The 24,133-nt window shown below is 63.8% G+C and carries 26 protein-coding genes and 1 tRNA gene; 9 read left to right on the top strand and 18 right to left on the bottom strand.

Features of this window, described 5'->3' with window-relative positions:
• Positions 1-115 precede the first annotated feature (115 nt).
• The gene (locus H0O22_RS06410) at positions 116-364 is read left to right on the top strand and encodes a hypothetical protein (protein ID WP_185188475.1); all 249 of its coding nucleotides are present in this window, start codon (positions 116-118) and stop codon (positions 362-364) included.
• A gap of 3 nt (positions 365-367) precedes the next feature.
• Here H0O22_RS06410 and fabG read toward each other — a convergent pair whose 3' ends face one another.
• From fabG to H0O22_RS06395, 3 genes are read right to left on the bottom strand one after another with little or no spacing between them, the layout of a single operon-like run.
• Entirely contained in the window at positions 368-1,120 is a 753-nt protein-coding gene (fabG, locus tag H0O22_RS06405; protein ID WP_185188115.1) for a 3-oxoacyl-[acyl-carrier-protein] reductase, read from the bottom strand.
• Between the two features lie 26 nt (positions 1,121-1,146).
• Positions 1,147-2,280, bottom strand: coding sequence for a TrkA family potassium uptake protein (locus H0O22_RS06400; protein ID WP_370521494.1), 1,134 nt, complete (start codon positions 2,278-2,280; stop codon positions 1,147-1,149).
• Positions 2,277-3,110, bottom strand: a complete 834-nt coding sequence (locus H0O22_RS06395; protein ID WP_185188113.1) for a glycosyltransferase family 9 protein — start codon at positions 3,108-3,110, stop codon at positions 2,277-2,279. Before H0O22_RS06395 ends, H0O22_RS06400 begins: the two co-directional genes overlap by 4 nt.
• 73 nt (positions 3,111-3,183) lie before the next feature.
• On the opposite strand from H0O22_RS06395, the gene ispD reads away from it, so the two are divergent.
• Positions 3,184-3,861: a 2-C-methyl-D-erythritol 4-phosphate cytidylyltransferase gene (ispD, locus tag H0O22_RS06390; RefSeq protein WP_185188112.1), complete on the top strand. Its 678-nt coding sequence runs from the start codon at positions 3,184-3,186 to the stop codon at positions 3,859-3,861.
• Here ispD and H0O22_RS06385 read toward each other — a convergent pair.
• Complete coding sequence (locus H0O22_RS06385) at positions 3,858-4,766, bottom strand: LD-carboxypeptidase (RefSeq protein WP_185188111.1); 909 nt, start codon at positions 4,764-4,766, stop codon at positions 3,858-3,860. The genes ispD and H0O22_RS06385 overlap by 4 nt on opposite strands.
• Complete coding sequence (locus tag H0O22_RS06380; RefSeq protein ID WP_185188110.1) at positions 4,763-5,668, bottom strand: 4-hydroxybenzoate polyprenyltransferase; 906 nt, start codon at positions 5,666-5,668, stop codon at positions 4,763-4,765. Before H0O22_RS06380 ends, H0O22_RS06385 begins: the two co-directional genes overlap by 4 nt.
• Positions 5,669-5,739: 71 nt before the next feature.
• On the opposite strand from H0O22_RS06380, the gene H0O22_RS06375 reads away from it, so the two are divergent.
• Positions 5,740-7,332 carry a Ppx/GppA phosphatase family protein gene (locus tag H0O22_RS06375; protein WP_185188109.1) on the top strand — a complete coding sequence of 531 codons (1,593 nt, stop codon included), beginning with the start codon at positions 5,740-5,742 and terminating at the stop codon, positions 7,330-7,332.
• Positions 7,333-7,399: 67 nt separating this feature from the next.
• On the opposite strand, the gene H0O22_RS06370 is transcribed toward H0O22_RS06375, so the two are convergent.
• From H0O22_RS06370 to petC, 5 genes are all read right to left on the bottom strand, one after another.
• Positions 7,400-7,471: transfer RNA gene (locus tag H0O22_RS06370), tRNA-Val, on the bottom strand.
• 55 nt (positions 7,472-7,526) lie between these two features.
• Positions 7,527-8,300, bottom strand: a complete 774-nt coding sequence (cobM, locus tag H0O22_RS06365) for a precorrin-4 C(11)-methyltransferase (RefSeq protein ID WP_185188108.1) — start codon at positions 8,298-8,300, stop codon at positions 7,527-7,529.
• Positions 8,297-9,151, bottom strand: a complete 855-nt coding sequence (gene lgt / locus H0O22_RS06360) for a prolipoprotein diacylglyceryl transferase (protein ID WP_185188107.1) — start codon at positions 9,149-9,151, stop codon at positions 8,297-8,299. Before lgt ends, cobM begins: the two co-directional genes overlap by 4 nt.
• Entirely contained in the window at positions 9,151-10,083 is a 933-nt protein-coding gene (gene petA, locus H0O22_RS06355) for a cytochrome f (protein ID WP_185188343.1), read from the bottom strand. Before petA ends, lgt begins: the two co-directional genes overlap by 1 nt.
• 38 nt (positions 10,084-10,121) lie before the next feature.
• Entirely contained in the window at positions 10,122-10,670 is a 549-nt protein-coding gene (petC, locus tag H0O22_RS06350; RefSeq protein ID WP_185188106.1) for a cytochrome b6-f complex iron-sulfur subunit, read from the bottom strand.
• 98 nt (positions 10,671-10,768) lie between these two features.
• Here petC and H0O22_RS06345 point away from each other — a divergent pair, with 98 nt between their 5' ends.
• Positions 10,769-11,137, top strand: coding sequence for a DUF3067 family protein (locus H0O22_RS06345; RefSeq protein ID WP_255439529.1), 369 nt, complete (start codon positions 10,769-10,771; stop codon positions 11,135-11,137).
• Position 11,138: 1 nt separating this feature from the next.
• Here the strand turns inward: H0O22_RS06345 and tatC are convergent, their stop codons facing one another.
• Positions 11,139-11,987: a twin-arginine translocase subunit TatC gene (gene tatC, locus H0O22_RS06340; RefSeq protein WP_255439528.1), complete on the bottom strand. Its 849-nt coding sequence runs from the start codon at positions 11,985-11,987 to the stop codon at positions 11,139-11,141.
• 4 nt (positions 11,988-11,991) lie between these two features.
• Positions 11,992-13,683: an NFACT family protein gene (locus tag H0O22_RS06335; RefSeq protein ID WP_185188105.1), complete on the bottom strand. Its 1,692-nt coding sequence runs from the start codon at positions 13,681-13,683 to the stop codon at positions 11,992-11,994.
• A 59-nt stretch (positions 13,684-13,742) separates the two neighbouring features.
• Here H0O22_RS06335 and gmk point away from each other — a divergent pair, with 59 nt between their 5' ends.
• The gene (gmk, locus tag H0O22_RS06330; protein ID WP_185188104.1) at positions 13,743-14,312 is read left to right on the top strand and encodes a guanylate kinase; all 570 of its coding nucleotides are present in this window, start codon (positions 13,743-13,745) and stop codon (positions 14,310-14,312) included.
• A gap of 63 nt (positions 14,313-14,375) precedes the next feature.
• Here the strand turns inward: gmk and psaJ are convergent, their stop codons facing one another.
• Entirely contained in the window at positions 14,376-14,492 is a 117-nt protein-coding gene (psaJ, locus tag H0O22_RS06325) for a photosystem I reaction center subunit IX (protein WP_010303754.1), read from the bottom strand.
• 39 nt (positions 14,493-14,531) lie between these two features.
• Complete coding sequence (locus H0O22_RS06320) at positions 14,532-15,011, bottom strand: Photosystem I reaction center subunit III (protein ID WP_185188340.1); 480 nt, start codon at positions 15,009-15,011, stop codon at positions 14,532-14,534.
• Positions 15,012-15,076: 65 nt separating this feature from the next.
• On the opposite strand from H0O22_RS06320, the gene tsaD reads away from it, so the two are divergent.
• Positions 15,077-16,144: a tRNA (adenosine(37)-N6)-threonylcarbamoyltransferase complex transferase subunit TsaD gene (tsaD, locus tag H0O22_RS06315; RefSeq protein ID WP_185188103.1), complete on the top strand. Its 1,068-nt coding sequence runs from the start codon at positions 15,077-15,079 to the stop codon at positions 16,142-16,144.
• 36 nt (positions 16,145-16,180) lie between these two features.
• Positions 16,181-16,363, top strand: coding sequence for a high light inducible protein (locus H0O22_RS06310; RefSeq protein WP_185188102.1), 183 nt, complete (start codon positions 16,181-16,183; stop codon positions 16,361-16,363).
• Between the two features lie 10 nt (positions 16,364-16,373).
• Here the strand turns inward: H0O22_RS06310 and H0O22_RS06305 are convergent, their stop codons facing one another.
• Positions 16,374-17,552, bottom strand: a complete 1,179-nt coding sequence (locus H0O22_RS06305) for a type IV pilus twitching motility protein PilT (RefSeq protein ID WP_255439525.1) — start codon at positions 17,550-17,552, stop codon at positions 16,374-16,376.
• 103 nt (positions 17,553-17,655) lie between these two features.
• Between H0O22_RS06305 and wecB the strand changes: the two genes are divergently transcribed.
• Positions 17,656-18,789: a non-hydrolyzing UDP-N-acetylglucosamine 2-epimerase gene (wecB, locus tag H0O22_RS06300; protein ID WP_185188100.1), complete on the top strand. Its 1,134-nt coding sequence runs from the start codon at positions 17,656-17,658 to the stop codon at positions 18,787-18,789.
• 1 nt (position 18,790) lies between these two features.
• Here wecB and H0O22_RS06295 read toward each other — a convergent pair whose 3' ends face one another.
• A complete protein-coding gene (locus H0O22_RS06295) occupies positions 18,791-19,990 on the bottom strand; it encodes an efflux RND transporter periplasmic adaptor subunit (protein ID WP_185188099.1) in 1,200 nt (399 codons plus the stop codon).
• A 115-nt stretch (positions 19,991-20,105) separates the two neighbouring features.
• On the opposite strand from H0O22_RS06295, the gene ychF reads away from it, so the two are divergent.
• Complete coding sequence (gene ychF / locus H0O22_RS06290; protein ID WP_185188098.1) at positions 20,106-21,197, top strand: redox-regulated ATPase YchF; 1,092 nt, start codon at positions 20,106-20,108, stop codon at positions 21,195-21,197.
• Between the two features lie 97 nt (positions 21,198-21,294).
• On the opposite strand, the gene H0O22_RS06285 is transcribed toward ychF, so the two are convergent.
• Positions 21,295-22,302, bottom strand: a complete 1,008-nt coding sequence (locus H0O22_RS06285; RefSeq protein WP_255439524.1) for a carbamoyl-phosphate synthase L chain — start codon at positions 22,300-22,302, stop codon at positions 21,295-21,297.
• Positions 22,303-22,839: 537 nt separating this feature from the next.
• A complete protein-coding gene (locus H0O22_RS06280; protein ID WP_255439523.1) occupies positions 22,840-23,874 on the bottom strand; it encodes an inverse autotransporter beta domain-containing protein in 1,035 nt (344 codons plus the stop codon).
• Positions 23,875-24,133 lie beyond the last annotated feature (259 nt).

The following is a 24,133-nucleotide window of genomic DNA, read 5'->3' as shown; positions in this document are numbered from 1 at the left end:
GCGCTGTAGTGGCCTCAGGCTCCCATGGGGAGGTGGCCATTGGCTTGTGGGGAAAGCCGAATGGATCAGGCCCCAACCCTGTCGCTGACCGGTTCGGCTCGATAGGGTTTCGCCGATGGAGGACAGCATCAGCGACGCCCTGGCCGAGGGCCTGAATGGGCCCTTGAGTGAGGCCCTGGCCGATCCGACGGCCGGCAGCAATGTGATGGCCTTCCTGATCGTGGCCGGCTTAGGCCTCGGGATGGCCCTGATCTATGTCCCCCTGCGCATCTTTCTGACGGCGACGGCCCGCAGCCGCCGTTTGCGCCTGTTGCAGCGCATCCGGCGGTTGCGGGAAGAGCTCACCCAACCGGTTGAGGGGTAGGGCTCAGCGCATCACCATGCCGCCATCCACCTGCAGGACCTGGCCGGTCATGTAGGCCGCGGCGGGGTCGGCCGCCAGGAAGCGCACGGCGCTGGCGACTTCGCTGGGTTGGCCCATCCGGCCCAGGGGAATGGCCTTGAGGATCGGCTCCTTGTCGAGTTCCGCGGTCATGTCGCTCTCGATGAAGCCCGGAGCCACCGCATTCACGGTCACGCCGCGGCTGGCGAATTCAGCGGCGCTGCTGCGCGTCAGGCCAATCACGCCGGCTTTGGCGGCGCTGTAGTTGGCCTGGCCGGGGTTGCCCATCAGGCCCACCACCGAGGTGATGTTGATGATGCGACCGTTGCGAGCCTTCAACATGGCCCGGCTCACGGCCCGGGTGCAGAGGAAGACGCCGCTGAGGTTCAGGTCGATCACGCTCTGCCAATCGGCGCTCTTCATGCGCATCAGCAGGCCATCACGGGTGATGCCGGCGTTGTTCACCAGGACGTCCAGGCGGCCTTCCTTCTCGAGGACGGCCTTCACCATGGCCTCCACCTGGTCTTCCTCCGCCACGTTGGCCTGGTGGGCCCAGGCCTGGCCGCCTGCGGCTTGAATCTCAGCCACAACCGCTTCAGCGGCAGCGGGGGAGCTGGCGTAGTTCACGACCACCTTCGCCCCGGCTTGCGCGAGCTCGCGGGCAATGGAGGCCCCGATGCCCCGGCTGGCTCCGGTGACCAGCGCAACCTGACCGGCAAGGGGGGTGCTGTCCGCCATGGAGAACGCAGAAAAGTCGGTCCAGGCTAGGCGGGCATGTTTTTGACCTCGGCCAGGGCCGGACCGAGGAGTTCACCAAAGCGCTGCAATTGGCGCTTACTGCCCATCACCACCAGCAATTGGCCGGGGCCGAGACGGACATCGCCGCCGGGGTTGGCGATCAGGGGTTCTGGGGCACCCGTGCTCAGTTGGCTGGCGGCGGGGTTGCGGATCGCGAGCACCAGGGAGCCACTGCGGCGGCCCAATTGCAGTTCCGAGAGGCTGGCGCCGTTGAGCTCGCCGAGGTCTTCGGGATGCTCGCTGAGTAGAAATTCATCCACCTCGCAATCGCTACCGGCCAAGAGGTCCATGAAGGTCACCGCCAGCGGTCTCAGGGCGGTGGCGGCCATGGCCCGGCCGCCGGCGACATAGGGACTCACCACCTGGTCGGCCCCGGCCAGGCGCAGTTTTCCTTCCGCTTCTTCACTGTCGGAGCGGGCGATCAGCCGTGCCCTCGGCGCCAGTCCCCTGGCACTGAGGATCACGTACAGATTCGCGGCATTGCTGGGCAGCGCGGCCACCAGCGCCCGGCAGCGGTGGATGCCGGCTTCCTCCAGGGTTTCGTCCAGGGTCGCGTCCCCCTGGAGCACCGTCAGGCCGCGCTGTTGGGCCTCTTCGATGCGATCGCTGTCGTTTTCAACGACCAAGAGCTGGATGTTCTCTCCGTTGAGTTGCTCTGCGATTTCGCGGCCCATCCGGCCGTAGCCGCAGAGGATGACGTGCTGATTCATCGATCGCTGCAGCTGTTGGCGGTAGCGCCGCTGGCGGATGCGGCGAAAGTAGCCTGAGTTCGTCAACTCCAGCAGTTTTTGGATGGTTTGCTGGACCACCACGAGGCCGCCCACCAGGAGCAGCGCGGTCACGATTCGGCCGCCGGTGTGGATCAGCTGGGTGTGCTCATCGCTAAAGCCAAGCGTGCTGAGGGTGATCAGCACCATCCAGTAGCAATCCCCCCAGTCCCAGCCCTCAACTAGCCGGTAACCAACCGCACCGGCATTGACCACGGCGGCGAGGGCCAGGATGGGACCCGCCCAAGGGCGCTGGGCCACCAACGCGCGAATCGGGCTGAGCAGGCCGCGTCGACGCGGCAGTGAACGGGGTCGCTGCCGCATCGGTCTCATCCCAAGCCGAGGGCTTGCAAGACCTCGGCGGTGCTGAGGTTGTGCAGGGCTCCGGCTTGGCCCACCGCTTGCACCCCGGCACGCTCCGGCAGGGCGGCCGGGTCCTGGCCGAGGGCCACCAGGGGCATGCTGCTCAGTAGGGCCAGTTGGCTGGTGATGGGATCACTGCTGAGCACCACATCACAGCTCGCGAGTTGGGCAGCCCGTTGCAGCAGGTTGGCTCCACCGGCCTTGATCACCCGCAGATCGGGCAATTTGCCGCGGATGGCGTCGGGGAGAGCAGACCAGTGTTCGGTGGGCCAGTCCTGACGGTCTCCGGAGGGGGCGAGCAGGAGTGCGGGGCCTTGGCCGCTGGGCATCGCGGCGGCCGCTTGCTCCAGGGCACCTTTGGGCAAGGACAGGCGGAATTGGCTTGCGTCCAGGTTGATCCCCAGCTGACGCAGGTAGGGGGCGAGCGCTTGGGCTCCCCACCCCGTCCCCGGAGTCACGGTCGCGGTGGCGGAGAAGCCCGAGGCGGCCACACGAGTGGGGATGTGGCTCATCGAGAGCATCAGGTCGACCTGCCGTCCGCTGGCGAGGTTGACGCAGGCTTGGAAGTCGGGCTCGCGCACGTTCCCCAGCAGGTTGGCCCAATCCGCCAGGCTCGGCCCGTCGTCAAAGGCGAAGGGAATCACCTTCTCCACGGCCGGGAGCAGGGACCAAGCGGCGGCGGCGGCCGGGGAGCAGGCCACCTGGATTTGGGCCTTCAGCTCTTGCGCGACCTGGGCTGCCGCCGGAATGGCCTGCAGCTGATCACTGACCCCACCCGGCACCAAAAAGAGGACTCGCATGGTCGCGCGGGTGTGAAGCGGATCGCTGGCTGATTGTATGTAGGTCGGATTACTTAGTCCTCAGGAGCGCGTCATGCATCTGCTGATTGCCTGTGCTGGTAGCGGTCGGCGGATGGGTGCGGAGCGCAACAAGCTCTTGCTCGAGGTCAGTGGACGTCCCGTGCTGGCTTGGACCTTGGACGCGGCCCTGGCGTCGAGCAGCATTCGCTGGATTGGGGTGGTGGGGCAAGAGCTGGACCGTCCTGACATCGAGGCCCTTGTGAAGGCGGCTAATCCCGACCGGCCCGTGCAGTGGATCCAAGGGGGGGACACCCGTCAAGACTCGGTCTGCAACGGCCTGGCGGCCCTTCCGCCGGAGGCGCGCTCGGTCTTGATCCACGACGGGGCGCGCTGCTTGGTGGATCCGGCCCTGATGGATCGGTGTTCCGCCGCGGTGGATGCCGGGGCGGCCGTGATCGCGGCGGCACCGGTCACGGACACGATCAAGCGGGTCGACGCCGAGGGCGTGATTCAGGACACCCCGGATCGCTCTGTCCTCTGGGGCGCCCAAACCCCCCAGGGTTTCCCGGTCGAGCAGTTGCGTCAGGCCCATGCCCAAGCCCGTCAGGAGGGTTGGAGCGTCACCGATGACGCTTCCCTGTTTGAGCGCCTGGGTTGGCCTGTGCGGGTGATGGAGTCTTCCCCCTCGAACATCAAGATCACCACGCCCTTTGATCTGACGATCGCTGAGGCGGTTCTCTCCGCCCGCTAAAGCAGGGTCAGCTCACCGCGCTCCCCGTCCAGGCGGCCCCGCCGACCGATGGGGAGTGCCGCGTTGCCGCACTGGTGTCCAAAGGGCAAGCCCGCAACCAAGGGGATCCCCAAGTCGCCGCAGCGCTCCTGGAGGACCGCCTCAAGGGCAAAGGAGCGCTCGGGATCACGGGCGTCCTCCTCATCGGATTCGCAGTCGCTGAAGCTGCCAAAGCCAATCCCGGCCACCTGCTGCAGGGCGCCACTGAGTCGCCAGTGGGAGAGCATGCGATCGATCCGGTAGGGCGCCTCACCGACGTCTTCGAGCAGCAGGATCACGCCGCGCAGGTCTGGTAGATGGGGGGTGCCCAGCAGATGGGTGGCGACGGTGAGATTGCCCACCAGGCAGGGCCCTTCCGCTTGACCCATCTGCCAGGGCGTTCCCACAAGAGAGGGGAGTGGCTCCCCAAACAGCAGAGCCCGCAGGCGCTCTTGGCTCCATGCGGGCTCTGCCGCCAGGCTGGTGAGAATCGGTCCGTGGATGCCCCCGGGTAGGCCTGCCGCCTGCCGGGCCCAGAGCAGGGAGGTGACATCGGAGAAACCCAGCAGCCAGTGGGCGGGTGCCCCCAGGAACGCATCCATCAGGGGCTGCTCCAGCAGCCGGGCCGAGCCCCAGCCACCGCGGACGCAGGCCACCAGCGGAGTCTTGGGCAGCAGGTCGGCCCGGCGTTCGGCGTCGGTGCCGGCGTAGTACCCCCAATGACGCTCAAGGTTGGGATGGTTCTCGACCTCCAGGCCCCAGCGCTGGAGCACACGGATTCCTGCTTCCAGGCGGCTGATGGCCTCGCCTTGGAGGGCGGAACTGGCCGCGGCGAGTTGGACGCGATCGCCGGCTTGCAGTGGTCTGGGCCAGGGGCGCTCACTCATGCCCAGATCCGTCCAGCCACCAAGCCGAGCAGCAGAAGCGCCCCAAGCAGCACCTGATGTTTGAAGTGTTGGCCGTAGGCCGAGCGCGGCAGCTGCGGCCGTTGCAGGGCCAGGGCTTCCTTGAGTTGTCCAGCGACCACCACCAGCCAGAGCAGCCAGAACCAGGGGGCAACGCCCTGCAGAGCGGAGGCGATCGCCAACAGGCCGCCCGCGCTGCCGTAGCAAAGGGCCACCGCTAAGGGGGCACGGTCCCCCAGGCTGAGGGCGCTGCTGCGCACCCCGACCTCGCGGTCGTCGTCGCGGTCGGACATGGCGTAAACCGTGTCAAAACCGAAGGTCCAGAGCACCGTTGCGAGCCAAAGGCAGAGCAGGGGCCAGCCACCGTCCAGGCTGCCGCGGGCGGCGGCCCAGGGGATCAAGACCGCAAAGCCCCAACACAGGGCCAGGACTGCCTGGGGGTAGGCAAACCAGCGCTTCGCCGATGGGTAAAGCAGCACCGGAGGCAGGGCAGCGATCGCCAGCTGGAGGCAGAGGGTCAAGTGGGCTTCAGGTAGACCCCACAGCACGACAGCCAGGGCGGCGACCAGGCAGATCAGCAGCAGGACGACGGCTCCCGGGACACCGATCTGACCACTGGCGAGGGGGCGTTGACGGGTCCGCTCCACCTGGGGATCAATGCGTCGATCCCAGAGGTCATTGGCGACACAACCGGCTCCGCTGACGGCGAGGCCTCCGATCACAATCGCTGCCACCAGCGGAAGGCTGGGGGGGGTCTCGCCCTGGAGCCAGAGGCTCCATCCCGCAGGAATCAGAAGGATCAAGCGACCGCTGGGTTTGTCCCAGCGCAGCAGACCCAGCCAAGCCCGGAGCAGCAATCCCAGGCCCTTGCTGTCGGCAGCCACGGTCAGCAGTGGAAAAGTTGCCCGCACCCTAAAGGCCAGTGCGAAAGTGGCTCAGCGCCAGAGATTGGTCTGTGAGTGAGCTCCGCAGAGGTGCCCCACGTCAGGTCGCCGGCATCGACATCGGCACCAACTCGATCCACCTGCTGATCGCCAGCGTCGATCCCGAGCTGCGCAGCTTCTCGGTGGTGCTCACTGAAAAATCAACCACCCGATTGGGGGAGCGCGATCCGGTCAGCGGAGATCTCTCCCCGGAAGCGATTGAGCGAGCTTTCACGACCCTGCGCCATTGCCGTGAGTTGGCGGCCAGCCATGGTGTGGCCCCTGGTGATGTCGTCACGGCCGCCACCAGCGCGGTTCGTGAAGCCCCCAATGGCCGGGAGTTTCTGCAATCGATTCAGGAACAACTGGGCTTGGCGGTCGATCTCGTCAGCGGCCCGGAAGAAGCGCGATTGATCTACCTGGGCGTCCTCTCCGGGATGTCCTTTGGGGACCAGCCCCACGTGATCATCGACATCGGCGGGGGCTCCACCGAGTTGGTGCTGGCGGACGGCTCCGACTCCCACGCCTTGACCAGCACCCGCATTGGTGCGGTCCGCCTGCAGCGGGACTTCGTCCAGGACGATCCGATCCCGGCCAAGCGCGTCACCTTCCTGCGGGCCTTCATCCAGGGGGCGCTCGAGCCCGCTGTGCTGAAACTGCGGCAAGGACTCAAGCGCCTGGGCAAGCAGCCGGTTTTGGTGGCCACCAGTGGAACGGCGATGGCCATTGCCGCGATGGCTGCCGCGGACGAGGCCCGTCCGCCCCTGCGGATGCAGGGCTACCGGGTCTCGCGGCACAAACTGGATGAGATTGTCGATCGCCTCTTGGCGATGACGCCTGCGGAGCGCAAGGCCCACCCTGCCTTGAATGAACGCCGCGCCGAGATCATCGTGCCCGGTGCGCTGATCCTGCAGACGGCGATGGGGATGATCGGCGCCGAGGAGTTGGTGATCAGTGAACGGGCGCTGCGTGAGGGGCTGATTGTCGATTGGATGCTGCGCAACGATTTGATCGTTGATCGCTTCGCCTTTCAAAGCAGCATTCGTCAGCGCACGGTTCTGCACCAAGCCCAGCGCTATGGGGTGGACGTCCCCCGGGCTGAACGGGTGGCGGCTCTGGCGCTGCGTCTCTACGACCAAAGCCAGGGCCTCCTGCACCAGGACGATGGTCAGGGTCGTCAGTTGCTCTGGGCCGCGGCGATGCTGCACAGCTGCGGCCAGCACATCAATGTCGGTGCGTATCACAAACACACCTGGTATCTCGTCCGCCACGGCGATCTGCTGGGCTACTCCGACAGCGAGCATTTGATGGTGGCGGCGATTGCCCGTTACCACCGCCGTTCCCTTCCGAAAAAGCGTCACGAGTCCTGGCAGCTGATCGAAGGACGGGATCAGCGCCGCACCGTCTCATCGATGGCGTTGCTGCTGCGCTTGGCCGTGGCGATGGACCGTCGTCCCCAGAAGGTGATTGCCGATTGTGTGCTCAAGGCCCATGGCGAGAACGGCATTGCGATTCAACTGATGCCCCTCACCGCTGAGGTGGACCTCAACTTGGAGCGTTGGAGCCTGCAGTCCTGCCAGCACTACGTGGAGGAAGCGGTTGGGCTGAGCTTGAGCGTCAGCTGATCGAGGTGTACTGGCGACAAAAAAGCCGACCGCAGAACACTGCAGCCGGCTGAGGGACTCAATCAAGTGGGCGATACTGGATTCGAACCAGTGACCCCTTCCGTGTGAAGGAAGTGCGCTACCGCTGTGCTAATCGCCCGCGTGCGCTCATCGTTCGCGCCAGCTGAGCTTAGATCATGGTCGGCCCGCCAGGCCTACTCGGCTCCGCCGCGGAACAGGTGGTTGTGGCTCGCTGAATAGAGCTTGGAGCGGGCCTCGCCCGGGGCCGCCAGCGCTGGACTCACCACATAGAGCGTCGTGCGAATCAGCTCCCGTTCGCGGCTCACCCGGTCGATGTCCTTGAGGGGGACAACGTTGATCCATTCATCCGGCCAGCTGACTCGATAGCCAATCGCTACAGGGGTCTCGGGTGGGTAGTGCAACAGCAGCTCCCGCTGCACCTCCTCCACGTGCCTGGCACTCAGGTAGAGGCAGAGGGAGGCCTTCAGGGAGGCCAGGCGTTCGAGCGCTTCGCTTTCGGGAACGCCCGTGCGGCCACCGGCGCGGCCAATCACGATCGTTTGCACCAGGCCCGGAATCGTGAGTTCACTCTTCAGGCGGGCGGCGGTGGCCTGATAAGCGCTCAGCCCGGGGACGACTTCCACGTCCACCTCGGCATCCAGCAGGCGGCACAGCTGCTCGTTGAGGGCGCTGTAGAGGCAGGTGTCGCCGTCGTGCAGGCGGACCACCCGTTTGCCTTCCTTGACCCGATCCAGCATCAATCCCATCACCTCTTCCAAGGTCAGGGTGCTGGTGCGAATGCGTTCGCAGCTCTCCGGCGCCATGGCGGCCAGCTGCGGGTTGACCAGGGAATCGGTCCAGATCAAGACCTCGGCCTGCTCAATCGCTCGTGCTGCCCGCAGGGTCAACAAATCAGGGGCACCAGGGCCGGCACCCACGATCCAAACTTTGCCCGTCGCGGCGCTCATGGGGTCACTCCGCTGGGATCGGGAAGGGCACGCTTGCGGCCGTAGAGCCAGTACAGCCCCAAACCGCCGAGGGCGATCAGGGCCAGGCTGATGACCTGCGCCATCCGCAGGCCTCCGGCGCAGTAGGGCGGTGTCCCCATCAGGCAGAGCGGATCGATCCGCAGCCCTTCAATCCAGAGCCGTCCGCAGCTGTAGCTCATTAGGTAAACGCAGCTCAGGGCCCCTGCAGGAAGCTTGATTTGCCCCTCGATCCCCCTGCGAAACAGCCAGAGCAACAGCAGCAGCACCCCCAGGTTCCAGATCGACTCGTAGAGGAACGTGGGGTGGAAGGTGGATTGATCGAGGAATTCAACCGGCCTGTTCGAAAACGGGATGGTCAATTTCCAGGGCAGGTCGGTCGGAAGGCCAAACGCCTCGGAATTAAAGAAGTTCCCCCAGCGGCCGATCGCCTGTCCCAGGGCGACGGAGGGCAAGAGGACATCCAGGAGATTCCAGAAGGCGATCTTGCGCCAACGGCTGTAAAGGATCACAGCCAAGGTTCCTCCGATCAGGGCTCCGTGGATGGCGATGCCACCACGCCAAATCGCCAGGGCATCCAGCCAATTGAAGCGGTACTGACGCCACTCAAAGCTGACGTAGTAGATCCGCGCACCGACCACGGCCGCCAGCACCAGCAGCGGCAGGAGATCGGCAATGAGCGTTGAATCGATCCCCCGTTCTTTGCCAAGCCGGGTGGCCAGGGCGAGACCGCAGAGCACCGCAATGGCGATTAGCAGTCCATACCAACGCAAAGAAAAAGGCCCCAGCTGAAACAGCAGGGGGCCCGGAGAGGTGAATACAGCGAGGGACATCAAACGCCTTCGGCGGCCTGCACCTTTTCAATCTGCTTCTTCTTCAGAACAAGCATGATCTGGGCCAGAGCCACTGCGGCGAAGAAGGCCAGCAGGCCGTAGATGCGGACAGGGTTTTGGAGAACAACTTCAGCGTCCAGTTGACCGAAACCACCCACGTTGGGGTCGTTGGTCAGGGCAGCACCGGCGGCCACGACATCACCCACCTTGGCGGTGACGGTGGGGCCAGCGGGGATGGTGTCACTGACGCTGTTGCCGTCGGCGGTCTTGATGACCACAACGGAAGCGCCCGCATCGCCAGCGTTGATGGCTTCAACGGTGCCAGCGGCGGAGGCGTTGAACACGCCGTTGTTGCTCTTCTCACCAGTGGGATAGACCTGGCCGCGGCCGCGGTTGCCGCCCACGTGGAGCTGGAACTTGCCGAAATGGATGTTGCTGTCGGCTGCGGGATCGGGCGAGAGGATCGGGAAGACGATCTTCTGGTGATCGTCGCCGGGAAGAGGGCCGACGAGAAGGATGTTGGGGTTCTCTTCGTCCCAGGTGGTGACGTAGACACCCTCGGTTTCTTCCTTGAGTTCGTCAGTCAGACGATCAGCAGGAGCGAGTTTGAAACCGTCGGGAAGCATCACAACGGCACCGACGTTCAGGCCGGTGGCAGAGCCGTCGCCAGCGACCTGCTGAACGCTTGTGTCGTAGGGAATTTCGACTTCAACCTTGAACACCTCATCGGGGAAAACCGCTTGAGGCAGTTCCACTTGGGTGGGCTTTTTCGCCAGGTGGCAGTTGGCGCAGGCCAGTTTGCCGGTGGCTTCCCGCGGATAGTCGTATTGCTGTTGAGCCCAGAAGGGATAGGCCCAGCTGGCTTGAGGAGCAAAGAAGAGGGCGCCGAGAACCAGAACCGAACTCAGCAGCAGGGAGAGGGAGCGACGCATGGGGCGTTGGGGCGAGAGGGGAACGGTTGGGGAGGAGATCAAACCCACCAGGGCTTCTCGCCGGTGCGGAAATCAGTTTCGGTCCACTGGCTCAGGAACACGTTGTCGTTCTCGACGGAGACGTGAGCCAGGGCCAGGGAGAGGGGTGCAGGGCCGCGGACAACCTTGCCGGTGGCGTCGTACTGCGAGCCGTGGCAAGGGCACATAAACTTGTCCGCAGCAGCGTTCCAGGGCACGACGCAACCGAGGTGCGTGCAGATGGCATTGATGCCGTAGCTGCCGATGGCATCGCTGCCTTCGACCACCAGGTAGGTGGGATCGCCCTTCAGGCCTTGGACCAGGTTGCGATCACCCTCACGGTGGGTGCTCAGCCAACCGCTGGCGGTCACTGCGTTGCCCAGCTCATCCTTGGCAGCAGTACCACCGCCGGAGCCAGCGGCCTTGGGGGGGATGAAGTAGTTGGCAACCGGATAAAGGGCGCCCAGTGCAACTCCGGTCACAGAACCGAAGGTCAGCAGATTCATGAACTGCCGGCGACCCATTCCAGGGACATCACTGTTCGAGGCGCTCGCTGGAATTTGGGTCATACGGGGCGGCCGGCTGCCACAACGACGTGGGGGCCATTATGGACCTTGTCGTTCCCGCAACGGGCCCGAATCGCAGGCAGGTGGACGAAGCCTGCAACATGCTGTTGCGCGGTTCGTTGGATTGCCTTCCCGTGACTGAGTCACCTGCCGCTCCCCTGGCGAGCGCGGAGATCCTTGAAACCCTGCGGGCTCGCTGGCAGGCCTCCTACGACCTGCAGCTGACGTCCCGTCGAGGACGCCTCTATCTCCAGGTGATGTGGGCCTACCTGGAGCAGCAATCCTTTCCCCTGGATGCCGAGCAGTACGCCGCCAAATTGGACGAGCTCGTCGCCACCTTGAACGGCTTAGGGGTGGCCGGACAGGTGCGTGAATGGCTGACCACCACGACGGATAAACCCCGTCTGGGGAAGGCCATGACCCTGCCCCTGGAGCTGCCGGAGGGTCGCGCGAGCGAATTTCTGCTCTAGATCAGGCGGGGCGTTGGACCACCCGAGCCAGACCCACCCCCACGAGGTAGAGGGCCGTGATGGCCCCGCTGAGCAGCAGCATCGTGATGGGGTCGGTCGAAGGGGTCAGCACCGCCCCAGCCAGGGCCGAGGCCATCACCACAAATCGCCAGGCCCCGAGCATGGCCTCGGAGCGCACCAGCCCCAGGGCCGCCAGCAGCATTTGCAGGACGGGGAGCTGGAAGGCCAACGCCGTTGCCACCATCAGCAAGAGGACAAAGTCCAAATAGCGCTCGATGGACCAGAGCGGCTCCACCACATCGGCGCCGTAGCTCACGAGGAAGTTCAAGGCGGCGGGCACCAAGGCCCACCAGGCAAAGGCCAGGCCGGCCAGAAACAGCAGCGCTGAGCCGGCGACGGCCGGTGCCACCAGCTTTTGTTCCCTGCGGGTCAGGCCAGGGAGCACAAAGGCCAGGCCCTCATAGAGGACATAGGGAAGGGCCAGGGTGAGTCCGGCGTACCCCGCCACCTTGAGGGACACCAGCAGGAATTCCCCCGGAGCGAGCTGCAGAAAATGAATGCCCTTGGCCGGCACCTCTAGCAGGCGCACCAACGGCCGTACGAACAGCAGGCAGGCGGCGGCGCCGACCACCACCGCCAGCAGGCTGCGCAGAACGCGGCTGCGCAGCTCCTCGAGGTGGCCTACCAGGGTCATTTCCACCTCGGAGGGAAACTCCTCGTTGGCTTCGACGGCTGCCGTCTCGGGCGCTGCCGCAGGAACTTGGATGGGCGGCGGCGGCGCTAATCCAGCGCTGCTCGGTGCGCCGTCCGAACCCGAGCGATCGCCTTGGGACTGGGGTTGATCGCTCATTGCCTTAGAGGCTAAGGGGTTTGCCGCGCAGGAGCGCTTCGGCGCCCTCGGGGTTCGCCCAGAGGACCTCGCCGCCCCGGTGCCGCACGGTCCCTGGACCGGCTCCAGGAATGCGTTGCAGCTGCTCGCAGGGGGTCATCACGACGGCGACTTGTCTGTTGCCGCGGGCACGGCTGAAGTGGGCCGCGAGGCTGGCCGCCGCCTGCAGGTCACTCTCCTCCGCAGGAGCGGCTGAACTTTTCAGTACCACGTGGCTTCCGGGGCACTCCTGGGCGTGAAACCAGAGATCCCCCTTGCGCGCCTGCTGCAGGCTGATCCATTCGTTCTGGCGGTGGTTTCGGCCGATCTGGATCGTCAGTCCCCGCGAGCTGGTCAGGGTCAAGGGGGATGGATCCCCCTGCGGCCGCCGGCGTTCCTTGCGGTTCGTCGGTTGGCGTTGCCAGAGCCGCTCGCTGTCCTCCTCGAGCGCTTTGAGCTGCTGAAGCCCGCTTCGCGGGTCCCGGTCGCATTCCAGCTGGATCAACTCCAGAAAGGTCAGGCTGTCCTCCAGCTGATCAATCTGCTGTTGGTGCTGCGCCAGCCTGGGGGTGATGGAGGCGACGGAGCGCCGCAGGCGCCTGGCTTTTTTGTAGAGCTTTTGGGCCTCGTTGATCGTCTCTCGGCTGGGGTTGGCTTGGCAGAGCAGGGTGTCGGCCTGCTCCTGGAGGCCATCGCTGCTTTCGACTTGATCGAGGAGCGACCGTTGGTGCTGCTGTTGCTGGCGCTCACGCTCGAGGGCCCGCTCGAGGCGCTGCTTGAGGCTCTGCTGACGCTGGCTGAAGGTTCGGGCCTGCAGGCGGTTCTGGTGATAGGCCGCCAGTTCGGCATTCAGGCTGGTGGCTGAGCCGCCGGTTGCCCAGCAGCAGTACCCCCCGCCCTCCTCCAGGCGGAAGCCAAAGCGTTCCTCCTCCAGCGCCTCAAGCCACTGCTGCCAGCGCTCCCAGAGATGCTGCCAGCTCGTGTCGCTCAGCTCCTGGACGGGTTGGCTGAGCAGGTCATCACCGAGCCCAGCCACCAGTTGCCGCGCCAGGGCTGGGCTGATGCCTTGGTAGGCACTGGGCAGTGCGCGTTTCAGGGGAAGGGGCAGCAGCTGCAGTTCCCCCTTCCAGTGCTCGAAGCGCTCCGTCCGGCTGGGACCACGACCGCCCATGGGTGGCGGCGGTAGGTAGACGTCGCCGGTGCTGATCGGGCGCAGGCGCGATTGGCTCTCGCGCACCTGCCGGGCCACGGCCACGACCCTGCGGTCCTGATCCAGCAGGAACAGGTTGCTGTGGCGGCCCATCAATTCCAGGACCAGGCTCCGTTGGGCTGGCTCGGAGGGCCTTGGAGCGAAGTCCAGCTCCACCACGCGCTCCCATCCCTCTTGCCGTAGGCCGGTCAGGGCGAGTCCGCTGAGTCCGTGCTGCAGCTGTTGGGCGAGGGTGCTGCCATCCCCCTGTTTGGGGGGCGCCGGGATTTCCAGCAGCCGGGGGGCTTCAGCGAGCCAGCTCAGCTCTAGCCAGAGCCGCCGCTCGAAGGTGCGGAACCCCAAATGAATGGTCTGCCCATCGGCCTGCTGCGCCTTCTCAAAGCGACTCGGGACGAGCTGGGGCCTGAGTTCCGCGAGCACGGCGCGCAGGCTGGTGAGATCCATGGCCTGGAGGGGCTGGGCGGCCATGGTCTGCGCGGGTTCGCGGCGGAGGCACTCTTACTCTGCAGGGCCACGGTTGAGTCCCCATGGCGGAAGCGCCCTCCTCCAGCGGCAGGTTGTTCCTGATCACGGGCCCCAGTGGAGTGGGCAAGGGGACCCTGGTGAGCGCGCTGTTGGAGCGGCACCCCGACATCTGGCTCTCGATTTCAGCGACGACCCGCGCTCCTCGCAGCGGTGAAGTCGATGGGCAGAGCTACTTCTTTCTGCCGCGATCCGACTTCGACGCGAAGGTGGCTCAGGGCGGCTTGCTCGAGTGGGCCGAATTCGCCGGCAACTGCTACGGCACACCGCGCGGACCGGTGGAGGCGCAGCTTCAAGCGGGGCGTCCGGTTCTGCTGGAGATCGAGCTGGAGGGGGCTCGTCAGGTGCGCCGCAGCTTCCCCAGCGGCTTTCAGATCTTTATCGAGCCCCCTTCCTTTGAGGAGCTCGAGCGACGGATCCGCGGTCGGGGCACCGATAGCGAGGAGGCCATCAGCAAGCGCTTGGAGCGGGCCAAGGTGGAATTGCAGGCTGCCTCGGAATTTGACGCGGTGATCGTCAACGGCGATTTGGCGGAGGCTCTGCAGCAGTTGGAGCAGTTGATGGGACTGCGCTGAAGTCCCAATCGGTTTCCAATAAAAAAGGCCCCCACTGGGGGCCTTTTCTGTGGCGTCTGCCGATCACATCGGGTGGAAGAGGAGATCGGGATAGAAGCGGTTGAATTCGATCAGGATGCCGGCGGTGACGGTGAACCAGATCGCGGCGAAGACCGGAGCGGTGGTCAGAAACTTTTTCATCGGAAAAGACGTTGAAAGAGTGGAGGTAACCCGCCGCGATCAGCGAGGGGAAACGGTGATCTTGTCGTCGGATTCGGTCAGCTTGCCGCCGCTCAATTCAGAGAAAGCTGCGATGGGCCAGGTGGCAGCGGCCAGGGTGCTCTTGAAGGCCAGAGACAGGTCAATCTGGATTTCCTTCATGGCGGCATCCTTGCTACCGCGGATCGCCATCAGGTAGTTGCGACCGGCCCAGCCGATGCAACCAGCGATGTAGAGGAAGGCGATGCCGGGGATGATGAAGTCGCCAGCGTGGCTGAGGCGACCGTCCACGATGAGGTGGGGAAGGCCATCAGCGCCGCAGGAGGCCTGGCTGTACATCTCGAAGCGCGCCTTCGCCTGGGGGGTGGAGGCGGCGGCGGCACGGGATTGGAAGCGTGCGCTTTCAGCGCAGGGGGTCAGTCCTGCGACATCAGCTTTCGCCACGGGGGCGAAGCCGAAAATCAGCAGGGCAGAAATGAGAACAGCAAAAAGGCGGCGCATCGTCAGGTCCAGCTGCTGCACGGCAGGATGTCACTTCCGAACAGTAAGAGAGTCCTCCAGACCTCATGCCCACGTTGCTGGCGCTCGAAACAAGTTGTGACGAGTCAGCAGCGGCTGTTGTGCGCGATCAAACGGTCTTGGCCAGTGCCATCGCGACCCAGATCGAAGAGCACGCCCGCTGGGGTGGCGTCGTTCCAGAAATTGCCTCCAGACGCCATGTGGAAGCGCTGCCGCACCTGATTGAGCAGGTGATGGCCCAAAGCGGGGTGGGCTACGCCGAGCTGGATGCCATTGCGGCCACAGCCGCCCCTGGGTTGGTCGGTGCGCTGCTGGTGGGATCCGTGACCGGCAGGAGCTTGGCCCGTTTGCATGGCAAACCCTTTGTCGGTGTTCATCACCTGGAGGGCCACCTCTGTTCGGTGCACTTGGGGGATCCGTTGCCCTCCGGTCCCTATTTGGTCTTGCTGGTCAGTGGCGGGCACACCGAAATGATTCGCGTGGACGGGCCTGGCTCCTACAGCCGCTTGGCCCGGAGCCGCGATGACGCGGCTGGCGAGGCCTTTGACAAGGTGGCCCGGCTGCTCGGGCTGGGCTATCCGGGCGGTCCGGCTGTTCAGGCCGTTGCCGCCAGCGGCGATCCCAAGCGTTTTCCCTTACCGAAGGGACGGGTGTCCCTGCCGGAGGGGGGCTTTCACCCCTACGACTTCAGCTTCAGCGGTTTGAAAACGGCGGTTCTGCGCCTGGTGAATCAGCTCCGGGCGGAGGAGGCAGGCGGCGGAGAACCCTTCCCCTTGGCCGATGTGGCGGCCAGCTTTGAGCAGGTGGTGGCGGATGTTTTGGTGGAGCGCACAACCCGCTGTGCCCGCGACCAAGGCTTGAAGACCATCGTCATGGTGGGTGGCGTGGCGGCGAACCGTCGCTTGCGGGACCGTTTGCAGGAGCGCTGCCAAGCCCTGCAACTGGACTGGCGGGTGGCGCCTCTGGCCTATTGCACCGACAACGCCGCGATGATTGGCGTGGCCGCTGAACAGCGCTTCATGGCTGGCGGCCAGAGCTCGATCCGCTTGGCCGTGACCCCCCGCCTGGCCCTTGAGGAGGTCCCGGTTCTCTACGAACCCCAGCCACCCTTCTGAGGCCCGTAGGGTGGTCGGACTTCGCGAGCAGAGGTAATGGCCACTGCAGACCCCGCTCCTACCCCGGATCAAGTGGTTGAAGCGGCTCCTGAAGAGCTGAACCAGTGGAAGCGAGGCTTTACGCCCCAGGCTGAGATCTGGAACGGCCGGATGGCGATGGTTGGCCTCTCAGTGGGTTTGAGCGTCCTCTTGATCGCCCGCCTCGCCGGAAAGGTTTGAGCCTTCGGCGCTAAGTCGAGTCCTTGCCGCGTAGGGCCTGGGCGAGCTCGTTGGCCTTGAGGCTTTGGGCCAGGGCCGCCTCGCCCGCGACACGACCCTCTTCGACCAGAGCGATGAGCGATTGGTTGGCGGTCTGCATGCCGTCAAAACCGCTGCGGGACATGATCGACTCGATCTCCTCGAGTTCACCGCGCTCGATGTAGTCCTTGCAGGCGTCGGTGTTGATCAAGATGTCGTGAAAGGCGGCCCGTTTGCCGTCGCTGGTTTTGATGAGCCCCTGGGCGATGACCCCCAGCAGGCTCTCGGCCAGGGACCGGCGGAGGCTGGGCTGGTCCTGGGGCGGGACCATCCCGAGCACCCGCTCCACGGTTTTCACCTCTGAGTTGGTGTGGAGGGTGGCGAACACCAGGTGACCGGTTTGCGAGGCCTCCAGGGCAGTGGTGAGGGTCTCTCCGTCGCGCAGTTCACCGATCAAGATCACGTCGGGGTCTTCCCGAAGGGCGGCCCTCAGGGCGTTGTGGAAGTGCTTGGTGTGGGGCCCCACCTCGCGGTGCCGAATCAAGGACTGCTGGCTGCTGTGGACGAATTCGACCGGGTCCTCAATCCTGAGGATGTGGCAGGCCCGGTTGCGATTGATCCAGTCGATCATCGCGGCGAGGGTGGTGGTTTTCCCTGATCCGGTGGGGCCTGTGATCAGCACGAGGCCCTTGGGTTTGGAGGCGAGCTCCTGCAGCACGGCGGGGAGCTTGAGCTCCTCCAGGGTTGCGATGGTCTGGGGGATCAACCGGAGCACCATGGCGGGCCCCCGCAGGGACTCCAGCAGGTTGATGCGCACCCTGACAAAGGGGAAGGCGTGGGAGCCGTCGAACTCCTTGTCCCGCTGGAAGGCATCCACCTGGGCAGGGCTCAGCATTTCCCGAAGCCAGGCCTGGAAGCCAGCGGCTTCGGTGACGGGCCAACCGGTGCGCAGCATCTCGCCGCGGTCGCGGTAGCGGGGTTCTTCGCCGACTCCGAGATGGACATCGGAGAACCCCTGCTCGGCGGCGAGCTTGACGATGCCCTGGAGCGAACTGGGTTGGCGGCCTTGCAGGGAACCATCCAGCTCTTGCGCTTGCGGGATGGGAGTGGTTTTGGGGGCGTGTCCCTGGTTTGGAAACAGCCCGATCGGGAAGGGCGAACTGTTGCTCACTGCCCCGCAGCCTCGCTGCCGCCACTGTTGCGGCAAAGCGAAGGGTGGGCCGCTTTTCTGCCCGCCATCTTTAGGATCCAAATGACTGCCCGCAGCCCCTCGAGTGAGCGCTCCCCACAACGTCTGCATCGTGTTGGGCACACGTCCGGAGGCGATCAAGCTCGCTCCGGTCATCCAGGCGTTCCAGCAGTCCGATGACTTCAACACCCGGGTGGTGCTCACCGGCCAACACCGGGAGATGGTGACCCAGGTGATGGACCTGTTTGATCTGCAGGCCGATCACGACTTGGCCTTGATGGCCCCCAAGCAGACCCTGACCCACATCACCTGTGCCGCGCTGCAGGGATTGAAGGCGGAGTTTGAGCAGTTCCCCCCCGATTTGGTCTTGGTGCAGGGGGACACGACAACGGCCTTTGCCTCAGCGTTGGCGGCGTTCTATGAGCAGATCCCCGTCGGTCATGTGGAGGCGGGACTGCGCACCGACAACATCTTTGATCCCTACCCAGAGGAGGCCAACCGCCGTCTGATCTCCCAGGTCGCCCTGCTGCACTTCGCCCCGACCCACGTGTCGGCCCGCAACTTGGCTGCCTCTGGCGTGGTCGGTCAGACCATCACGACCGGCAACACCGTCATCGACGCCCTGCTGTTGATGGCGAAAAAGGCTCTGCCCTTTGAGCTGCCGGGTTTGGACTTTGAGAAGCAGCGCGTGATCCTGGCGACAGTGCATCGCCGCGAGAACTGGGGCGAGCGGCTAAAGGAGATCGGCAAGGGCTTCTTGGCTGTGCTGGAGCGCTACCCCGATACGGCCTTGCTCCTGCCCTTGCATCGCAATCCCACCGTGCGGGAACCCCTGCAGGCGTTGCTGGGTGATCATCCGCGGGCATTCCTGACGGAGCCCCTGGATTACGCCCGCCTGGTGGCCGCGATGCGTGGCTCGACGCTGCTGCTGACTGATTCAGGCGGTCTTCAGGAGGAGGCTCCGGCCCTGGGTAAGCCGGTCCTGGTGCTCCGGCGCACCACCGAGCGGCCCGAGGCCGTGGACGCCGGCACCGCCAAGTTGATTGGCACGGACTCCGCCGACATCCTGCGGGAGGCCTCCCTGTTGCTGGACAACGCGGAGGCCTACGAGGAGATGGCGCGGGCCCACAACCCGTTTGGGGATGGCCAGGCCAGCACGCGCATCCTGGATGCCTGCCGCAGTTTCCTCAACGAGCGCCGCCACGCGGCGGCCGAGTGAGTTAGTTCGAGTCGCTCTTGCGCTTCGCCCAGGGGGGGAGGTCGATGAAGACCCGCGTCCCGGCCTGGAGGCCATCAAGGATTTGGGTGTTGCGGCCGCTGGTGGCCCCCAGGGTGACGGCTTGGAACTTCGGCTGGTTGCCGGGGCCCACCAGCAGGACACCGGGCTTACCGCGTTCGGTGACGACCGCCACGGTGGGCACCAGGGTGCGCGGGGGGAGATCGCCGGTGTTGAAGTCGATGTCGGCCGTCATGCCAATGCGCAATTCAGGCGCCGGCTCCACGAACTTCAGGGTGACCTCAAAGGAGGTGACGTTGTTGAGCTTGGCCGCCCGCGGTGCGATCTGACGCACCTGGGCTTTGAAGCGGCGATCGGGGAAGGCGTCGACCCGCACCGAGCCGGTTTGTCTGAGCTTGATCCGACCGATGTCGCTCTCGGGAACCTTGGCCACCGCTTCGAGCCCTTGGGCGAGCTCGACGATGGAGGAACTGCTCGCGCCGGCGGAGGCTGACGCCGAGGTGGTCGGGGTCACGTAGGCCCCGGGGTCGGCGAACCGTGCGGTGATGATCCCGGCGAAGGGGGCACGAACGATCAATTCACTGCGCTCCATCTCGCGCTGCTCGAGCCGTTGCTGGGCGGCATCCACGGCGGCACGGTCCACCAAATAGGTGGCCTTCGCACTGTTGTAGTTGTCCTGGCTGATGGCGCCGTTGCGGACGAGGTTCTCCCGGCGTTGGAGCTCGCTCTGGCTGCGGGCCAGTTGCGCTTTGGCCGATTGCAGTTGGGCGGAGAGCTCCTCCAGCCGGTCCGTCAGGTCACCACCATCCATCAAGGCCAGGGCCTGACCCGCCTGAACGCTGTCGCCCTCCTCGACGTAGAGGGTTTTGAGGACCCCCTGGCGTTTGGGGCTGACGTTGACGAGCCGGAAGGCCTCTAGTTCACCGCTGGCGGTGACGAGCCCCGGCAGCGATCCCTCTTGGGCGACTGCGGTGTAGGTGCTCAGGCTGCGGGCCTGCTTGGCGCTGCGGCTGAGGTTCAGGGCGGTTGCGCCGCCGGCAATCGCGACGGTCCCGGCCAGGGCTGCTGCCCAGAAGCGGCGCCGAGCCAGCCAGGGGCGATCTGTGGCGAGGCGTTTGAGGCTCAAGGTGTTGCATTGCAGCCAGGTGACAACAGGTTGTTTGCGACGGGGTTGTTGGAGCATCGCGCTGACCTGTGGGGCTCCTGGTGTCTCACCAGTCTTCCTGTCAGCGGGGAACTGGCGGGGGTTCGGTCAGGGACGGATCACCGTCATGGGGGGCAAACCGTAGATTCCATCGATGCTTAAAGCCGGAATCGTGGGGCTGCCCAATGTGGGCAAGTCGACTCTCTTCAACGCCTTGGTGGCCAACGCCCAGGCTGAAGCTGCCAACTACCCCTTCTGCACCATTGAGCCGAACTCCGGTGTGGTCGCGGTTCCGGATCCCAGGCTGCAGCAGCTCTCGGATCTGAGCAGCAGCAAGGAGCTGATTCCTACGCGGGTGGAGTTTGTCGATATCGCCGGCCTGGTGAAGGGCGCCAGCCAAGGGGAAGGTCTGGGGAACAAGTTCCTGGCGAATATTCGTGAGGTGGACGCCATCGTCCACGTCGTGCGTTGCTTTGAGAACGACGACGTCATCCACGTCAGTGGCTCCGTCGGTCCGGCCCGCGATGCCGAGGTGATCAACCTGGAGCTCGGTCTGGCGGATCTCTCCCAGGTGGAGAAGCGCCGGGAGCGTCTGAAGAAGCAGGTGCGCACCAGTAAGGAAGCCCAGGTGGAAGACGAGGCCCTTGAGCGCATCCAGGCGGTGCTCGAGCAGGGTGGTGCCGCCCGCAGCATCAGCCTCACGGAAGAAGAGGCCGCGATGATCAAACCCTTGGGTTTGCTGACGGCAAAGCCGATCATCTACGCCACCAATGTCAGCGAAGACGACCTCTCCAGCGGCAATGCCTACTGCGAGGAAGTGGCCGTGCTCGCCGAGAAAGAGGGCGCTGGAACTGTGCGGATTTCTGCGCAGGTGGAGGCCGAACTGATCGAGCTGCCGGAAGAGGATCGCGCGGAATTCCTGGAGGGATTAGGCGTTGAAGAAGGTGGCCTGCAAAGCCTGATTCGTGCCACCTACAGCCTGCTGGGCTTGCGCACCTATTTCACGACCGGTGAGAAGGAAACCCGGGCTTGGACGATCAAGGCCGGCATGACCGCTCCCCAGGCCGCCGGTGTGATCCACACGGACTTCGAACGCGGCTTCATTCGCGCGCAAACCATTGGCTACAAGCAGCTGCTTGAAGCCGGTTCCCTGGCAGAAGCGCGCAACAAAGGATGGCTGCGCGCTGAAGGTAAGGAGTACGTTGTTGAAGAGGGTGATGTGATGGAGTTCCTCTTCAATGTATAGAAAATTGTCTGCGTCTGATGCGGTTGCATGGGCTTTGACCTTGGTTACGAGCTGTTGAGAGCTCAGTTCTCGGCAAGAACGGCTTGAATGATCAAGCTTAGTAGCAATTAAGGCACCCAGTACATACAGGCATATTGGACCATCGAGGATTATTTTTGCACCACTCACGCAGCGTCTGATCATGCACCCGCACATCCCTATTATTTGTTTTTGATGTTAGAGCGGTAACGGCAGTATTGGTTTTCGTTGTTTCTTTGCCAGGACCTGCATTGGTATTGAAGCGCCACTTGATATCAGCGGAGAAGCGTGACTTGAAGGCACTGTCATAAGAGAGGTTGGTGCCAACCGTTAGTCCGTTATTGATGGCATAAGCGAGGCGACCCAAGACGCCAGAGCCATCGGCATCGCAGCTGTCACCGTTTTGGTAGTAGTAACCAATAGATGCTCTCAAGGCTTTCGTGAGGTTGTAGCCAGCATCCAAGCCATAGGTGTCAAGCGAGCCGCCTTGATAGACGGTGTTGAGTTGGGCGTTGGTGGTGCCAGTGGGAATGAGCGCATAAGCATTGAATGCCCACTTATCGCTCACCGCTTCTGCATTGACGGCAGCCTGCTGGAAGAAGGCGGTGCGTGAGGCATAGACAGGGATGCCTGTGTCTGCAGGACCCGTGCTCATCGGTCGGGTGTCATAGCCCGCATTCAGTCCATACATCCAACTGCGGTCGCCATTCAGCCAGCGATAGCCCAGGCGCGATGAGGTGGAGATGGTGGTGCCAGCAACGGTGGTGTTGATGATGCTGCTGCTGTTACCCCAGTCTGAGAAGTTGGCATTTGCCAGGACATCAGCAAAGAAGACGCTGTTGCTGCCGACCAACAGGGGAAGGAAGCCGCCCAGACCTGCTTGGTTGGGGGTGCCAGCGGCTTGGGTTTGAGCCTGGATGCCGACTTGCGGTTTGACGATGTCCTTGAGCTGAATGCTCATCACGCCAAGGTCACTAGCCGTGCCTTGAGCCGCCTGAGCAGGCTTGGCGCTAACTCCAGGCAGCGAGGCGATGGAGAGAGCTGCTGTGCCGAGTGCTGCCAGCGATAAACGAAGGGACTGCCGCATCACAGACACGCTCAACTGCTGGCAGTAGTTTTGCCAGAACAAGCCCCATTGCCACTGTGATTAGAGCAGTTGACTGGACGGCACCAGGATGAAGGCAGACGAGACTCCCTAGACGATTCCTGCTTCTTCCCCGATTCCAATGAATGGAGCATTGGCGGCTTCCCCTGTGCTCTGGATTAGTGCCGCCCAGCGGAAGTCCAGGCAGTGGTGAGTGTGAGCTGAATCTGGGTAGACAAGATGCTTTGTCTACTGGTTCGACGGCTTGAAAAGTCTACTAAAAGTCTACTGCCGCTTTTCGGCTGAGATCTATTGCTATGACTGGAAGGTATGGAGTTCCTCTTCAATGTATAGAAAACGTGCCGCAGCCGACGTTTGTCCTGGGGCGACTTCTATTCCGTGCCTTGACGAGGCTGTCGTCAGGTTGCGTTGATGGCAATGGTTCCAGGTATTGGAGGCTGGTTTATTGGCTTATTGGTGTGACTGAAGAAATAAAAAGCCCCTGCTTTTGCAGGAGCTTTGGGGACTTTTAGGGTTCAATCAAGCTCCGCAATCCAGGCAGTACCAAGAGCATACAGGCGGCGACCCGGGGATGCATACGTATACACTACAAGTGTCAGGCTGGACGCAGCCCGGGAGGGGTCCAGAATCGTGCACCCGCACATCCCTATTGCTTGGCGTTGATGTTAGGGCTGTAACGGCGGTATTGGTTTTCCGTGTTTCTTTGCCAGGACCGCCGTTTGTATTGAAGCGCCACTTGATGTCAGCTGAGAAGCGTGACTTGAAGGTACTGTCATACGAGAGGTTGGTGCCAACCGTTAGTCCGTTGTTGATGGCATAATCGAGGCGACCCAAGACGCCAGAGCCATCGGCATTGCCGCAGTCACCGTTTTGGTAGTAGTACCCAACAGAGGCTCTTAGGGCTGGCGTCAGGTTGTAACCCGCATCCAAGCCGTAGGTGTCCAGTGCGCCGCCTTGATAGACGGTGTTGAGGACCTGCTCGGTGTCACCCGTTGGAATAAGCGCATAAGCATTGAATGCCCACTGGTCGCTTACCGCTTCTGCATTGACGGCAGCCTGCTGGAAGAAAGCGGTGCGTGAGGCATAAACAGTGATGCCTGTGTCCGCAGGACCTGTGCTCATCGGTCGGGTGTCATAACCCGCATTCACTCCATACATCCAACTGCGGTCACCGTTCAGCCAGCGATAGCCCAGGCGTGATGAGGTGGAAATGGTGGTGCCAGCAACGGTGGTGTTGATGATGCTGCTGGAGTTATTGATGTCAGCGAAGTTGGCATTCGCCAGCAGATCAGCAAAGAAGACGCTGTTGCTGCCGACCACCAAGGGAAGGAAGCCACCCAAACCTGCTTGGTTGGGTGTGCCAGCGGCTTGGGTTTGAGCCTGAACACCAACCCGAGGCTTGACGACGTCCTTGAGGCTGATGCTCATCACGCCCAGGTCACTGGCTGACCCTTGAGCCACTTGAGCAGGTTTGGCGCTGACCGCAGGCAGTGAAGCGAGCGAGAGAGCTGCTGTGCCCAGTGCCGCCAGCGATAGCCGAAGGGACTGCTGCATCACTCACAAGCACAATTGCAGCGAGGTTCGCCGCTACAAGCCCAATTGCAACTGGGCTTAGAGCAGTTGACTGGGTGGCATCAGGATGAAGGCAGACGAGACTCCCTAGACGATTCCTGCGGCGTCACCGATTCCAATGAACTGGAGCATTGGCGGCGTCCCCTGTGCTCTGGATTAGTGCAGCCCTGCGGAAGTCCAGGCAGTGGTGAGTGTGAGCTGAATCTGGGTAGACAAGATGCTTTATCTACTGGTTTGACGG

This window comes from Synechococcus sp. LTW-R, from assembly GCF_014217875.1.
Classification (GTDB): Bacteria; Cyanobacteriota; Cyanobacteriia; order PCC-6307; family Cyanobiaceae; genus Vulcanococcus.
The sequence above is the reverse complement of the archived record's forward strand: the minus strand, read 5'-3'. Positions and strand labels throughout refer to the sequence as shown.